Genomic DNA, 13,500 nt, shown 5'->3' with positions numbered 1-13,500 from the left:
CTGCGAGCCACTCAGCTGGGGACGTCGCGGCGGCGGAAGCCGGCCAGCCCGGCGGTGAGCAGTGCACCGGCCACGGCGGTGAGCAGCACCAACGGCGGCACGGTCGCCTCGACCGCCGGCACTGCGGGGACATGGGTGTACGGCGAGAGGTTGAGCACCGCCTGCGGGAGGTCGAGCACCGCGCCGAGCTGTCCCAACAGCAGGAACCCGATCAGCACCGCCCAGGACAGCGACACCGACCACCGGGGAACCAACCCGAGCAGCGCGGTCACCAAGCCCGCCACCACCAGCAACGCCGGTAGTTGCAGCAGCCCGGCGCCGCCCAGGCGAAGCGCCCACCTGCCCGGATCACCGGCCGCGAGTCCGTAGCCGAGGCCGGTCGCGAGCCCGGCCAGCGACACGAGGACCGCCGCGCCCAGGACGGCGCCCACCACCTGGGTGGTCAGCCAGCGAACCCGACCCACCGCGGTCGCGAGTACCGCCTCCAGGACGCCACCCGACTCGTCGGCGCGGGTACGCAGCAACGCCTGCACCACGTACGCGCCGATGGCCAACGCGAACACCCCCAGCATCGCGGCGAGGAACGCGTCAACCAGGTCGTCGACCCCGCCCCCCATCGCGGCGATCAGCTCGGCGGCGGCCGGGTTCTCGGCGATCACGTCGTTGACCTCGTCCGCGGCGAAGCCCATCGATATCCCGAGGATCGCCACCGCCACCGACCAGCCGACCAGGGAGCCGCGGTGCAGCCGCCAGAGCAGTCCACTCGGGCTGAGCAGGCCGGCGGCGGCACGAGCCGGCCCCCGCCGGTCGCTGAGCAGCCCGGCGCCGAGGTCCCGTCGGCGGGCGAGACCGAACGCGGCCAGGGTGGCGCCGACCAGCAACACGACCGGCAGGCCCAGAACCCACCACCGCTCGGCACCGAACGCGCGTACCTGGTTGCCCCAGCCGAGCGGGGAGAGCCAGGACGGCCAGGCGCTCACCAGTTGCAGGCCGTCCCGCTCACCGAGGACATCCCCGGCGGCACGGAGCAGGAACGCCACCCCGACGGTGGCCGCGGCCAGCGCGTTCGCACCCCGGGAGGTGACCGTGAGCTGGGCGGCGACGGCGGTGACAGCGGTGAAGGCGACGCCGACTCCGCCGACCGCCCCGCCAGCGGCGAGGGATCCGGCCAGTGGCAGGCCGGCGGCGGCGAAGGCCAGCCCGAGGAGTAGGCCGGCGGCGGCGTTCGCCCCGACGACAACAAGCAACGGGGCGGTGAGCAACGCGTGCCGACCGACGACGGCCGCACCGAGCAGCTCCGCCCGGCCGGTCTCCTCGTTCTGTCGGGTGTGCCGGACGACGGCGAACGTGCTGACCAGGGCGGCGAGCAGGGTTAGCGTCAGGTATGCCTCGGCGACGACGATCGAGCCCAGCTCGGCGTTGAAGATCGGCCCGTTGAAGGCGCGCGCCACCACGCTGGTGAGCGCGGTATCGGCATAGCTGAGACGAGCGGCCTCGTCGGGGTAGAACTCGATGACGCTACCGGCGAGGGCGAACCCGAGCAACGGCGTACCGAGCAGCCAGGCCCCGAGCTTGATCCGGTCGCGGCGCAGGACGAGCCGGGCCAGTCGGCCGGTGCCGGTGAACGCGCTCACCGGGCCCGCTCCGCGCCGCTGTCGGCCACGGCGGCCCGACCGTCGTCGGCCCCGTCGTAGTGCCGCAGGAACAGCTCCTCCAGGGTGGGCGGTGCGCTCACCAGGGCCCGGACCTCGAAGCGGATCAGGTGGGCGAGCAACGCGTCGAGGTGCTCCGGCTCGACCTCCAACCGGACCCGGCCGTCAACGGCCCGGACCTCGTGTACGCCGGGTAGCTCCGCGACGCCGGTCAACGGGCGCGCCGTGTCGACGGTGACCGTGGTGCGGGCGAGGTGCCGCAGTTCACTCAGGGAGCCGGACTCAACGGTACGGCCGGCGCGGATGATGCTGACCCGGTCGCAGAGCGCCTCCACCTCGGCGAGCACGTGACTGGAGAGCAGCACCGTGGCGCCGTTGCCGGTGAGCCGCCGCACCTCATCCTGGAACACCGCCTCCATCAACGGGTCGAGCCCGGAGGTCGGCTCGTCGAGCACGTACAGCTCGACGTCGGAGGCGAAGGCGGCGACGATCGCCACCTTCTGCCGGTTGCCCTTGGAGTAGGCCCGGCACTTCTTGGTCGGGTCGAGGTCGAATCGCTCCAGCAGCTCGTCGCGACGGCGCTGGTCCAAGCCACCGCGCAGGGCCCCGAACAGGTCGATCGCCTCCCCACCGGAGAGGTTGGGCCACAGGTTCACGTCACCGGGCACGTAGGCGAGTCGGCGGTGCAGCGCCACCGCGTCGTGCCACGGGTCACCGTCGAGCAGCCGCACCTTGCCGGCGTCACCACGCAGCAGCCCGAGCAGGACGCGGATGGTGGTGGACTTTCCGGAACCGTTGGGCCCGAGGAAGCCGTGCACCTCCCCCGCCTCCACCCGCAGGTTGAGCCCGTCGAGTGCGCGGACCGCACCGAAGCTCTTCACCAGTCCGTCAACCGCGATAGCGGGCATGGGGTCTCCTGTCGCCGTCAGTTCGCGCCGGTTGCGCGCGTCCGGTACCTCACCCGGGTGAACCGATCGACACCACCCTAGGAGTCCTGCGCCACGCTATACCGGTCTCGGATCCGGCTCGAAACCCGGCCCGGACGGCGGCGGGCACCGGGCCGGGTTTGAGCGTCCCGATCACGGGTACCCGCCGCACCCGTGATCGGGACGGGGCCCGGGCCATGCCCGGTGGCCAGGTGAGACGGTGCGACGGGACGGTGGCCATGGATTCGACGTTCGGCCATCGACCCGCCCGGACCGCCGGACAGCGGCCGGAGGGGCACTGAGCGTGTGCGGCATCAGCGGGGAAGTGCGTTTTGACGGATCAAGGCCGGACACCGAGGCGGTGATCCGGATGAGCCAGGCGATGGAGTCCCGCGGCCCGGACGACACCGGCCACTGGACGGAGGGCTGGGTAGCCCTGGGACACCGCCGGCTCACCATCATCGACCTCTCCGACACCGGCGCTCAGCCGATGGTGCGCGAGGACCTCGGATCAGCGCTGGTCTTCAACGGGTGCATCTACAACTACCCGCAGTTGCGTGAGGAGCTCCGCGCCGCCGGGCACACCTTCCGCTCCACCAGTGACACCGAGGTCATCCTGGTGGCGTACGCCGAGTGGGGGGAGGCCTTCGTCGACCACCTGGTCGGCATGTTCGCGATCGCGCTGGTCGACCAGACCCGCCAGCGGCTGGTGCTGGCCCGTGACCGGCTCGGCATCAAGCCCCTCTACCTGGCGGAGTCCCCCGGCCGCCTGCGCTTCGCCTCAACCCTGCCCGCACTACTGCACGCCGGCGAGGTGGACACCGAGATCGACCCGGTTGCCCTGCACCACTACCTCTCCTGGCACTCGATTGTGCCGGCGCCGCGGACCGTGCTGCGCGGCGTCCGGAAGCTGCCCCCGGCGACGCTGCGGGTGGTCGAGGCGGACGGGCGCAGCCGCGAACACGTCTACTGGCAGCCGGAGTACGCCCGCGACCCCGCCCACGCCGGCCGGGATGCCCGGGACTGGCAGGCGGCGGTCGGTGACGCCCTGCGCACGGCGGTTCGCCGGCGGCTGGTGGCGGACGTCCCGGTCGGAGTGCTGCTCTCCGGTGGCCTGGACTCCAGTCTCATCGTGGCCCTGCTCGCCGAGGCGGGCCAACACCACCTGCAAACGTTCAGCATCGGGTTCGACAGCCGGGGCGACGAGGCCGGCGACGAGTTCCACTACTCCGACCAGGTGGCCCGGGCCTTCGGCACCGACCACCGGCGGATCCGGCTCGCCGACAACGACCTCCTGCCGGCGGTCCAGGCCACGATTGCCGCGATGACCGAGCCGATGGGCAGCCACGACGTGGTGGCCTTCCACCTGCTCAGCGAGCAGGTGGCCACGCACGTCAAGGTGGCCCAGTCGGGGCAGGGCGCCGACGAGGTGTTCGCCGGGTACGGCTACCACCAGCCGCTCGCGGCGGTACCCCGGGACGGGGCGGCGGAGGTGTTTGCCTCGGCCTTCTTCGACCGCGACCACGCCGAGCTGTCCCGGGTTGTCAGTCCGGCGTACGCCCACGACCGGGATGCCAGCCGGGAGCTGCTCGTCGCCGAGTTGGCCGCGCCCGGCGCGGAGACCGCGCTGGACGCGGTGCTACGCCTGGACACGCACCGGATGCTCCCCGACGACCCGGTCAAGCGGGTGGACAGCATGTCCATGGCGTGGGGGCTGGAGGTCCGCACCCCCTTCCTGGACCAGGACCTGGTGGCGCTGGCTGCGGCCTGTCCGCCCGAGCACAAGGTGGCGCAGGGCGGCAAGGGCGTGCTCAGGGAGATCGCTCGGGAGGTGCTGCCGGCCGAGGTGATCGACCGGCCGAAGGGATACTTTCCGGTGCCGGCGCTGCGCAACGTCTCCGGGCGGGTACGGGAGCTGGTGCTCGACGCGCTGCGGGCACCCGCCGCCCAGGAACGAAGGCTGTTCCAGCCCGAGTACGTTGACGCACTGCTCGCCGACCCGGCGGCGACGCAGGCCGCGGCCGGCAGCAACAAACTGTGGCAGCTCGGGCTGCTGGAGCTGTGGTTGCAGACGCACCAGCGGTAAACGGACGGCCACACCCGCGGTAGAACGGGCAGCCACGGCCCAGCGGTAGGCCGGGACCGGCGGTTCGGCCGGCTCAGGCGATGGGCGGTTCGGCCCAGCTCAGGCCGGGACGGGGCGGGTCTGTGCGGCCAGGTGGGCCAGCACGGCGCGGACATCGCATCCGGTCCGCTCCAGAATCCGACGCTGCCGTGCCGCGCCGGTGCCCTCGTCCCGGAGCCGGATTAGCTGGTCGAGCACGTACCCCCGGTCGCCCTGGCGTTCCAGGGCGGGCGTGACGAGGGCGAACAACTCGTCCACCAGGTCCCAGGCCGGCCGCGCGTGCCCGGTGCGAAGGTCGACAAGGTCACCGTCGAGCCCGTCGTGAGCGGCCCGCCAGTGGGCGGCGGAGACCAGGCAGCCACGGATCCTGGTCGCGCGGACACCGTCCCGGACATCCGCCGCGAGGGTGGCGACGAGGGCTCGGACCAGCGCAGCCACCAGCACCGTGTCGTCAACCGTGGGACAGACGTCGCCAACCCGAATCTCGACCGTGGGATACGCGACGGAGGGTCGGACATACCAGTAGACCATCCCGGCATCGAGCATGATCCCCGCCTTGATCAGATCCGCCACCGTGGCGTCGTAGTCGGCGGCCGAGTCGAAGTACGGGGTGGGGCCGATGCTCGGCCAACGCTCCAGCTGCATCGCCCGCCAGCTCGCGTGCCCGGTGTCCTGGCCGTCGTGCAGCGGCGAGTTGGCGGTGAGGGCCTGCACGACCGGCAACCACGGGCGCAGGTGATTGCAGACCTGGACCGCCAGTTCCCGGTCGGGCAGGCCGACGTGCACGTGGCAGCCGCAGACCGCCGGGTCGTGCGCGACCGGTCCGAACCGCCGGGACATCGCGTGATATCGGGGTTCGTCCGGTACGGTCCGGTGCGCCTCGTTCACCGGAGTAGCTCCCACCGCGACGAGGCGGGCGCCGGCGGTCTCGGCCGCGTCGATGGCGGCGGTACGCAGCGCCACCAGGTGCCGCCGCAGCTCCGTCAGATCGGATACGACCGGCGTGACCATCTCGACCATGCTGTGTCGAAACTCCCGCCGGCTCTGCTCGTAGGCGGTACCGGACAACCCGTCGAGCACCCGGGCGGCGACCGGCATGCTCTCTCCCGTGTCGGAGTTCAGCAGCAGAAACTCCTCCTCCACCCCGAGGGTGAGGGTGTCCAGGTCGGGACGGTCGGTGGCCGGACGGTACGTCATGGCGATCGGCGTCCGTTCGTCGGGCGGCGCGCGAGACGCCGCGTTGCCGGGGTGCCGCGGTGCCGATTTCCCGGCCGACGGGGCGGGAAACGCCCCGGCTGGTGACAGCCGGCAGAGCTCAGGACTCGGCGCAGGCGGCGCAGGTGCCGAAGATCTCCAGGGTGTGCCCGACATCGGTGAAGCCGTGCTCGGCCGCCACCTGGTCGGCCCAGCGTTCGACCGCCGGGCCGGCCACCTCCACGGTCCGTCCGCAGGACCGGCAGACCAGGTGGTGGTGGTGACGACTCTGGCTGCACTGGCGGAAGAGCTGTTCGCCGCCGGGCAGCCGGGTGGAGTCGATCTCACCAGCGTCCACCAGGAGCTGCAGGGTCCGGTAGACGGTGGTCAGGCCCACCCGGGCGTCGCGGTCGCAGAGCATCCGGTGCAGTTGCTGCGCCGTGTGAAACCCGTCGACCTCCCCGAGTAGCGCGAGCACCTCGGCCCGCTGCCGGGTGTTCCGGGTTGCGTTCGGGATCGTCTGCGGCACCGTACTCCCCACCATTTCACGTGTGCTGACCGCCGGGGCAGCTCCGGCATACCCACATTATGCGCCGCCGGGTCAGACCCGGCCCGAGGCGTACACCGCGGCGCCGGCCGAGCCTGTCGATCCCGCCGCCGGGGTCGACTGACCACCGGGGCAGGTGGCCACGCCCAGTGCCCGACCAGAACCCAAACCTCGCGGTTGCGAGGAAATTTGACTCCGGAACCTTGCAACCACCCGGGAGGAGCGGGGTAACGGCTCTCGGATGCAGACGCTAGAGTGACCCGGTGACGAGGTTCCGGATCGGGGAAGCGGCCGAGCTGCTCGGGGTGAGCGCCGACACCGTCCGCCGCTGGATCGACGCCGGGCGCATTCGGGCCGAGCGCGACGAGCACGGACACCGCGCCGTGGACGGGGTGGATCTGGCGGCGTTCGCCCGCGCGCAGGCGGCCGAGCGCGACGAGCGGTCCGACGCCTCGTCGGCCCGCAACCGACTACGCGGCATCGTCGTCGGTGTCGTCCGGGACACCGTGATGGCCCAGGTCGACATCCAGGCCGGCCCGTTCCGCATCGTCTCCCTGATGAGCCGGGAGGCCGTCGACGAATTGGACCTGCGGGTCGGCTCGCTGGCCGTCGCCGTGATCAAGTCGACGAACGTACTGGTCGAACGGGCTACGCCGCCGGCCGGCGCCCGGGGAAGGCCCGCGCCGTGAGGCTGCGCACCTCGATCGTGGCGGGTGCCGTCGCGCTGGTCCTGACCGGCTGTGGCACCCCAGGAGACGGAACCGCCGACGGTGGGGTGACCGGCACGGTAACCGTTTTCGCCGCCGCCTCCCTCACCGCGACGTTCGACCGGATCGGGCGCGACTTCGAGGCAGCCCACCCGGGCAGCACCGTCATGTTCAACTTCGCCGGCAGTTCCGCCCTCGCCACCCAGATCACCGAAGGGGCCCCGGCGGATGTCTTCGCCTCCGCCGCCCCGCGGCACCTGGCCGCCGTCGCCACCGCCGACGGCACGCCGGCCGTCTTCGTCCGCAACCAGCTCGTCATCGCGGTCGCCGCCGGCAACCCCGAGGGCGTACGGAGCCTGAGCGACCTGACCCGGCCCGGGCTGAAGGTGGCGCTCTGCGCCGAGCAGGTGCCGTGCGGGTCGGCGGCCAGCCGGGCGCTTGACGCCGCCGGAGTCGCGCTGACCCCGGTCACCCTGGAGGCGGACGTTCGTGGGGCCCTGGCAAAGGTGCGGCTGGGTGAGGTGGACGCCGCTCTCGTCTACCGCACCGACACGCGGTCCACCGCGCCGGACGTGACGGCGGTGGAGTTCCCCGAGTCCGCCCAGGCCGTCAACGACTACCCGATCGCCGTGTTGGCCGACGCGCCGAACCCGACCGCGGCCCACGCCTTCGTGGCCCACGTCCGATCCGCCCAGTCGCGGGCGGTGCTCGCCGAGGCCGGGTTCCAGGCGCCGTGACGCTCATCGCGCATCCGGTCCGCCGGTCGGCGGGCTCCCGCCGACCGCGCGGCGCCCGTCGGCGGGGCGGTGGCGTTCCGGTCGCGTTGCTGCTGCCGGCGCTGCTCGGTCTGGCCTTCCTGACCCTGCCGCTGATCGGTCTGCTGGCCCGCACCCCGTGGAGTACCCTGCCGCAGCGGCTCGCCGAGCCCGGGGTGCTCGCCGCGCTGCGGCTGTCGCTGCTCACCGCCACCCTGGCGACCCTGCTCTGCCTGCTGCTCGGAGTACCGCTGGCGTGGCTGCTCGCCCGGGTGGAGTTCCCCGGCCGACGTCTCGTGCGCGCCCTGGTCACCGTGCCCCTGGTACTCCCGCCGGTGGTGGGCGGGGTGGCCCTGCTGCTGGTCTTCGGTCGGCGCGGGCTGATCGGCGGCTGGCTCGACCAGACCTTCGGGATCACCCTGCCGTTCACCACCACCGGCGTGGTGTTCGCCGAGGCGTTCGTGGCGATGCCGTTCCTGGTCATCGCCGTGGAGGGGGCGCTACGAGGTGCCGACCGCCGATACGAGGAGGCCGCCGCCACCCTCGGCGCCGGCCGGTGGACCACGTTCACACACGTCACCGTGCCGCTGGTCGGCCCGGGCCTGGCCGCCGGGGCGGTGCTGTGCTGGGCCCGCGCGCTGGGCGAGTTCGGTGCCACGATCACCTTCGCCGGCAACTTCCCGGGCCGGACCCAGACCATGCCGCTCGCGGTCTACCTGGCGCTCGAGACCGATGTCGAGGCCGCGATCGTGCTCAGCCTGATCCTGCTCGTCGTCTCGGTCGTGATCCTGGCGGGGCTACGCGACCGGTGGATCAGCGCACCGTGACCGGGCACCTCCTGGACGCGCGCCTCACGGTGGAGCGGGGCGGCTTCCGGCTGGACGTACCGCTGCGAGTCGCCGCCGGTGAGGTGGTGGCGTTGCTGGGTCCAAACGGCGCCGGCAAGACGACCGCCCTACGGGCGCTTGCCGGCCTGCAGCCCCTGACCGCCGGTCACATCACGGTGGCGGGCAGCGACCAGGACCGGCCGGACCGACGCACATTCGTCCCCGCCGAGCACCGCTCGGTCGGCGTGGTCTTCCAGGACTACCTGCTCTTCCCACACCTGAACGCGCTCGACAACGTGGCCTTCGGCCCGCGCCGGCACGGCGCCAACCGGCGGACGGCCCGGCGGAGCGCCGTCGACTGGCTGGCCCGGGTGGGGCTGGGCGAACACGCCCGCCAGCGACCCGGGCAGCTCTCCGGCGGGCAGGCGCAGCGGGTGGCGCTGGCCCGGGCGCTCGCGGTACGGCCAGCCGTGCTGCTGCTCGACGAGCCGCTGGCCGCCCTGGACGCCCGTACCCGCCTGGACACCCGTGCCGAGCTGCACCGGCACCTGGCCGCCCACCCCGGTGCCACCGTGCTGGTCACGCACGACCCCCTCGACGCGCTGGTGCTGGCCGACCGGCTGGTGATCGTGGAGGAGGGCCGGGTCGTCCAGGAGGGGGATGCCGCCACCGTCACCGCCCGGCCCCGTACCGACTACGTCGCCCGGCTGGTCGGGCTGAACCTGCACCGGGGCCGGGCCGAGAACAACCACATCCGGGTCGCCGACGGGCTCCTACTCACCGTCCCGGAGCGCCTCGACGGGGACGCCTTCGTCGCGTTCCGCCCCTCGGCGGTGGCGCTGCACGATGACCAGCCCGCCGGTAGCCCGCCCAACACCTGGCCGGCCACGGTCGCCGGGGTGCAGCGCCACGGTGACAACCTGCGGGTGCAGTTGGACGGTCCGGTCCGGGTGGCTGCCGACGTACCGCCCGCGACCGCGGCGACCCTGCGCCTGGTGCCAGGCCAACGGGTGTGGGCCGCGGTCGGGGTGACGGAGACGCGCGCCTACCCGGCGGGCTAGCGGACGCGCCTACCCACCGGGTAGGCGCGCTGTGGGTCGGGTAGGCGCACTGTGGGCCGGGCCGTCAGGTCCCGGGGCGGTACGGGGCGAGCGGGTTGGCCAGTGTCCCCACGAGCTGCAACGCCCCCGCCGGATCGGCGAGGTCAACCATCTGCTGGTTGTCCCGTAGCTGGAGCCGGTTGAGGCAGGAGAGCGCGAACTCGGGCGCGAAGAGGTCGTACCGGCGGGCCCGCTCGGCCAGGTGCGGCACCCGGTCCAGGTATCCGGCGGCGGATTCGGCGACCGTCCGCCAGAAGGTCTCCTCCGGGCAGACCCCCGCCTCGACCAGCACGGCATTGAGGTGCCGCAGGAAGCAGTCGAGAACATCGGTGAAGATCGACAACAGTCGCATCTCTTCCGGCACGTCCGCACGAATGCGCTCCACCGCCGGGGGCAACGGCGCGTCGGCGCTCATCACCGCGATCTCCTCGGCGATGTCCTTGAAGATCACGCGCTCGACCACGCCCTCGTGCAGGACCAGGATGACGTTCTCACCGTGCGGCATGAACGCGAGGTCGTGCGCGTAGAAGGCGTGCAGCAACGGCACCAGGTAGGCGTCGAGGTAACGGCGGAGCCAGGCCGCCGGGGTGAGCCCCGAGGCGGCGATCAACGCGGCGGTGTGGGACCGGCCGTCCGGGTCGACGTGCAGGAGCGAGGCCATCGTGGCCAGTCGCCGCCCCGGCGCCAACCCCTGCACCGGGCTCTCCCGCCACAGCGCCGCCAGCATCTTCCGGTACGAGGAGTAGCGATCGGTGGCCGCCTCGTACTGCCGATGCCGGTAGCCGACGGCGGCCCGCTCGCGCAGGATGGTCAGCCCGGTGCCGCGGAACACCTCGTCGCCGTTGATCAGGTCGGCGAGCCAGTCGTTGATGGCCGGCGTGGCCGCCATGTAGGCGGCCGACAGGCCCCGCATGAAGCCCATGTTCAGCACTGACAGCGCGGTCTTCACATAGTGTCGGCTGGGTTCGGTGAGGTTGAAGAAGGTCCGGATGGACTGCTGAGCCCGGTAGTCGTCCGGCCCTGCACCGAGGTAGACCAGGTGCCGTCGGGCCACCTCCCCGGCGAAGGTGACCGACAGCTTGTGCCGCCACTGCCAGGGATGCACCGGGATCAGGTGGTGGTCGGCGAGGTCCAGGCCGAGCCCGGCCAGGGTGGCAGCGAACCGGGACCGGGTCTGCTCATCCAACTCGGTACGGATCAGCGTGTCGTAGTCCAGCTCGGCCGAGCAGCTGAAGGTCGAGTGGTCGCGGTGCGCGGCGAGCCAGATCAGCTGCACCGGCGCGGCGGCCTCCGGCGCGTACCGGTGGTACTCGTCGGAGCTGAACCCGAGCCGGCCGTTGTTGGCCACGAAGCAGGGGTGCCCCTCGGTCATCGCCGACTCCACGGTCTGGAAGTCGGCGGCGACCAGCTTCTCTGCCGCCGGCCCACCTCGGGCGAGCTTGTACGCGGTCCCGGCGAGGGTGGCGGTGATCTCCTCCAGGTAGACCGGCAGGACCCGGTCGGAGAGACCGAGTGCGCCGCGCAGCTCCAGGCAGAAGTCGCCGGCGTCAACCGGCAGCTGCCCGGAATCCCCGTGTCGGGTGATGCTGTCCGGGTCGATCTGCCAGTGGTCCAGGGCGAGCAGCCGGGCGGTGAAGCGATACTCGACCGTGCCGTCGTCGCTGCGGACGCGGTAGCGACCTGGCTCGGCCGGCATCGGCTCCGGGGTGAGCAGCCGTTCGTGGGCGAACTCGGCGAGGGCCTTGCGCACCAACAGCCGGTTGGCCTGCTCCCAGCGCGCCGGGGTGAGGTGCGTGACAGCGTCGCCGGGGGTCATGCGGGCGCTCCTTGGGTGGCGGCGCGGAAGGCCGCGCGGGTGCAGATGCTCAGTAGGGCGGTCTTCGCCGGTAGCTCCACCGGGCCGACGACCTGGAAGCCCACGGCGGCGTTCAGGGCGTGGACAGCGGTGTTGCGGATGTCCGGCTCCACCACGACCCGCTGGGTGGCGGGGTCGGCGAAGAGCCAGTCCAGCACCGCCGTGATGACGGCATGGGTGAATCCGTGCACGGGTGTCTCGGTGGGAGCACAGAGGAAGTGCATACCGACATCGCCGGGGCGGGCGTCGTACCGGCCCACGAGCTCCACGTGGGCCGGGTCGTAGCGTTCGGCGAGGAACACCGGCGCCCCCGCGTGCCACCCGAGGTACGCCTCGTGGTGCGGATGGTCGGCGATGCGCCGGTACTCGGCGGCGACCTGCGCCACGTCGGCGTCCTGCATCAGCCAGAAGGCCGCCTTCGGATGCGTTACCCAGCGGTGCAGCAGCGGGGCGTCACCGTCCGGGTCGAGAGCGCGCAGCGTGAACTCGCCCAGGAGCGGGTCCCGGCGGGTGTGCACGGTCACGAGTCCACCGCCACCGGCGCCCCGAACTCCTGGAAGGTGATGCTCTTCTCCACCTGGTAGTACTCCCGGCCGAGCAGCTCGCGGATGAGGTACGAGTTCCGGTACGGTCCCATGCCCAGGTCGGGTGAGGTGACGCTGTGCGTGTGGGTGCCGCCGTTCTGGAGGAAGACCTCCCGTCCGGTGTGGTCGATGCTGTAGTTACGGGCGATGTCGAACCGGCCGTGGCTGTCCCAGCGGAGCCGGTCCCGGATCCCGTCCACGAACGCCGGCACCTGGAACCGGTAGCCGGTGGCCAACACCAGGCCCTCGGTGTCGAGGGTGAAGTCCCGGCCCTGCTCGTGGTGGCGCAGACCCAACGTGTACGTACCGGCATCGTGGGCGGCGCTGACCAGCTCGGTGTTGGTGAGCAGTCGGGTACGGACCGGGCCGTCGGTGCTGCGCGCGTACAACAGGTCGAAGATGCTGTTGATGAGGTCGGAGTTGATCCCCTTGAGCAGCCCGACCTGCTCCTTCTCCAGCCGGTAGCGGGTCTCCTCCGGCAGCGCGTGGAAGTAGTCCACGTAGTCCGGTGACGTCATCTCCAGCGTCAGCTTCGTGTACTCGAGCGGCAAGAAGCGGGGCGACCGCGTCACCCAGTTGAGCTGATAGTCGTAGCTGTCGATGTCGGTGAGCAGTTCGTGGTAGATCTCGGCGGCACTCTGCCCACTACCGACGATCGTGATGCTCCGCTTGCTCCGCAGCGCGTCGCGGTGCTCGACGTAGCGGGAGTTGTGGAACACGTCCCCACCCAGCCCCTGGCAGACGGCGGGCAGCTCCGGCGAGGTGCCGGTACCGAGCACCAGACGCCGGGCCCGGTGGGTGACCGGACCGTCGGCGGTCTCCGCGTGCACCACATACTCACCGTTGGCCTCGTCGTACTCCACCGTGGTGACGGTGTGCCCGAAGCGCAGGTTCGACAGCCGGTCGGCCGCCCACCGGCAGTACGCGTCGTACTCCGCCCGCAGCGGGAAGAAGCTCTCCCGAATGTAGAAGGGGTAGAGCCGGCCGGTCTCCTTCAGGTAGTTGACGAAGGAGAACGGCGAGGTGGGGTCGGCGAAGGTCACCAGGTCGGCGAGGAACGGCGTCTGTAGTCGGGTGGACTCCAGCAGCATGCCGGGGTGCCAGGAGACATCGGCACGGGCCTCCAGGAAGAGCCCGTCCAGCTCGGAGATCGGTTCGGTCAGGCAGGCCAGACCCAGGTTGTACGGGCCGAGTCCGATCGCGATGAAGTCGTGGGTGGTCATGTGGT

Annotated in this window: 12 protein-coding genes; 5 read left to right on the top strand and 7 right to left on the bottom strand. The window is 71.9% G+C overall.

Annotation, left to right across the window (positions count from 1 at the left end):
- Positions 1-11: 11 nt before the first annotated feature.
- Complete coding sequence (locus SALPAC6_RS0122960; RefSeq protein WP_018255659.1) at positions 12-1,634, bottom strand: ABC transporter permease; 1,623 nt, start codon at positions 1,632-1,634, stop codon at positions 12-14.
- The gene (locus SALPAC6_RS0122955; protein ID WP_018255658.1) at positions 1,631-2,560 is read right to left on the bottom strand and encodes an ABC transporter ATP-binding protein; all 930 of its coding nucleotides are present in this window, start codon (positions 2,558-2,560) and stop codon (positions 1,631-1,633) included. The genes SALPAC6_RS0122960 and SALPAC6_RS0122955 overlap by 4 nt, the downstream gene beginning before the upstream one ends.
- Positions 2,561-2,882: 322 nt before the next feature.
- On the opposite strand from SALPAC6_RS0122955, the gene SALPAC6_RS0122950 reads away from it, so the two are divergent.
- Complete coding sequence (locus tag SALPAC6_RS0122950) at positions 2,883-4,664, top strand: N-acetylglutaminylglutamine amidotransferase (protein ID WP_080636121.1); 1,782 nt, start codon at positions 2,883-2,885, stop codon at positions 4,662-4,664.
- Positions 4,665-4,763: 99 nt separating this feature from the next.
- Here the strand turns inward: SALPAC6_RS0122950 and SALPAC6_RS0122945 are convergent, their stop codons facing one another.
- Positions 4,764-5,900 (bottom strand): carboxylate-amine ligase, encoded by a 1,137-nt coding sequence (locus SALPAC6_RS0122945; protein ID WP_018255656.1) that lies wholly within the window; start codon positions 5,898-5,900, stop codon positions 4,764-4,766.
- Between the two features lie 118 nt (positions 5,901-6,018).
- The gene (locus tag SALPAC6_RS0122940) at positions 6,019-6,441 is read right to left on the bottom strand and encodes a Fur family transcriptional regulator (RefSeq protein WP_018255655.1); all 423 of its coding nucleotides are present in this window, start codon (positions 6,439-6,441) and stop codon (positions 6,019-6,021) included.
- 266 nt (positions 6,442-6,707) lie between these two features.
- Between SALPAC6_RS0122940 and SALPAC6_RS0122935 the strand changes: the two genes are divergently transcribed.
- Genes SALPAC6_RS0122935 through SALPAC6_RS0122920 form a run of 4 tightly spaced genes read left to right on the top strand, consistent with a single transcriptional unit; the run spans position 6,708 to position 9,794 of the window.
- Positions 6,708-7,133 (top strand): TOBE domain-containing protein, encoded by a 426-nt coding sequence (locus SALPAC6_RS0122935; RefSeq protein WP_018255654.1) that lies wholly within the window; start codon positions 6,708-6,710, stop codon positions 7,131-7,133.
- Positions 7,130-7,888, top strand: coding sequence for a molybdate ABC transporter substrate-binding protein (gene modA, locus SALPAC6_RS0122930; protein WP_018255653.1), 759 nt, complete (start codon positions 7,130-7,132; stop codon positions 7,886-7,888). The genes SALPAC6_RS0122935 and modA overlap by 4 nt, the downstream gene beginning before the upstream one ends.
- The gene (locus SALPAC6_RS0122925; protein WP_018255652.1) at positions 7,885-8,733 is read left to right on the top strand and encodes an ABC transporter permease; all 849 of its coding nucleotides are present in this window, start codon (positions 7,885-7,887) and stop codon (positions 8,731-8,733) included. The genes modA and SALPAC6_RS0122925 overlap by 4 nt, the downstream gene beginning before the upstream one ends.
- Entirely contained in the window at positions 8,730-9,794 is a 1,065-nt protein-coding gene (locus SALPAC6_RS0122920; RefSeq protein WP_026189994.1) for an ABC transporter ATP-binding protein, read from the top strand. Before SALPAC6_RS0122925 ends, SALPAC6_RS0122920 begins: the two co-directional genes overlap by 4 nt.
- 64 nt (positions 9,795-9,858) lie before the next feature.
- On the opposite strand, the gene SALPAC6_RS0122915 is transcribed toward SALPAC6_RS0122920, so the two are convergent.
- From SALPAC6_RS0122915 to SALPAC6_RS0122905, 3 genes are read right to left on the bottom strand one after another with little or no spacing between them, the layout of a single operon-like run.
- Entirely contained in the window at positions 9,859-11,649 is a 1,791-nt protein-coding gene (locus tag SALPAC6_RS0122915; RefSeq protein ID WP_018255650.1) for an IucA/IucC family protein, read from the bottom strand.
- The gene (locus tag SALPAC6_RS0122910) at positions 11,646-12,212 is read right to left on the bottom strand and encodes a GNAT family N-acetyltransferase (protein WP_018255649.1); all 567 of its coding nucleotides are present in this window, start codon (positions 12,210-12,212) and stop codon (positions 11,646-11,648) included. The genes SALPAC6_RS0122915 and SALPAC6_RS0122910 overlap by 4 nt, the downstream gene beginning before the upstream one ends.
- Positions 12,209-13,495: a lysine N(6)-hydroxylase/L-ornithine N(5)-oxygenase family protein gene (locus tag SALPAC6_RS0122905; protein ID WP_018255648.1), complete on the bottom strand. Its 1,287-nt coding sequence runs from the start codon at positions 13,493-13,495 to the stop codon at positions 12,209-12,211. Before SALPAC6_RS0122905 ends, SALPAC6_RS0122910 begins: the two co-directional genes overlap by 4 nt.
- Positions 13,496-13,500 lie beyond the last annotated feature (5 nt).

The sequence above is a fragment of the Salinispora mooreana genome (assembly GCF_000379065.1).
Classification (GTDB): domain Bacteria; phylum Actinomycetota; class Actinomycetes; order Mycobacteriales; family Micromonosporaceae; genus Micromonospora; species Micromonospora mooreana.
The sequence above is the reverse complement of the archived record's forward strand: the minus strand, read 5'-3'. Positions and strand labels throughout refer to the sequence as shown.

Coding starts and splice junctions, on each gene's coding strand:
- SALPAC6_RS0122955 (WP_018255658.1), bottom strand. CDS start 2,560: ATGCCCGCTATCGCGGTTGACGGACTGGTGAAGAGCTTCGGTGCGGTC.
- SALPAC6_RS0122945 (WP_018255656.1), bottom strand. CDS start 5,900: ATGACGTACCGTCCGGCCACCGACCGTCCCGACCTGGACACCCTCACC.
- SALPAC6_RS0122940 (WP_018255655.1), bottom strand. CDS start 6,441: ATGGTGGGGAGTACGGTGCCGCAGACGATCCCGAACGCAACCCGGAAC.
- SALPAC6_RS0122915 (WP_018255650.1), bottom strand. CDS start 11,649: ATGACCCCCGGCGACGCTGTCACGCACCTCACCCCGGCGCGCTGGGAG.
- SALPAC6_RS0122905 (WP_018255648.1), bottom strand. CDS start 13,495: ATGACCACCCACGACTTCATCGCGATCGGACTCGGCCCGTACAACCTG.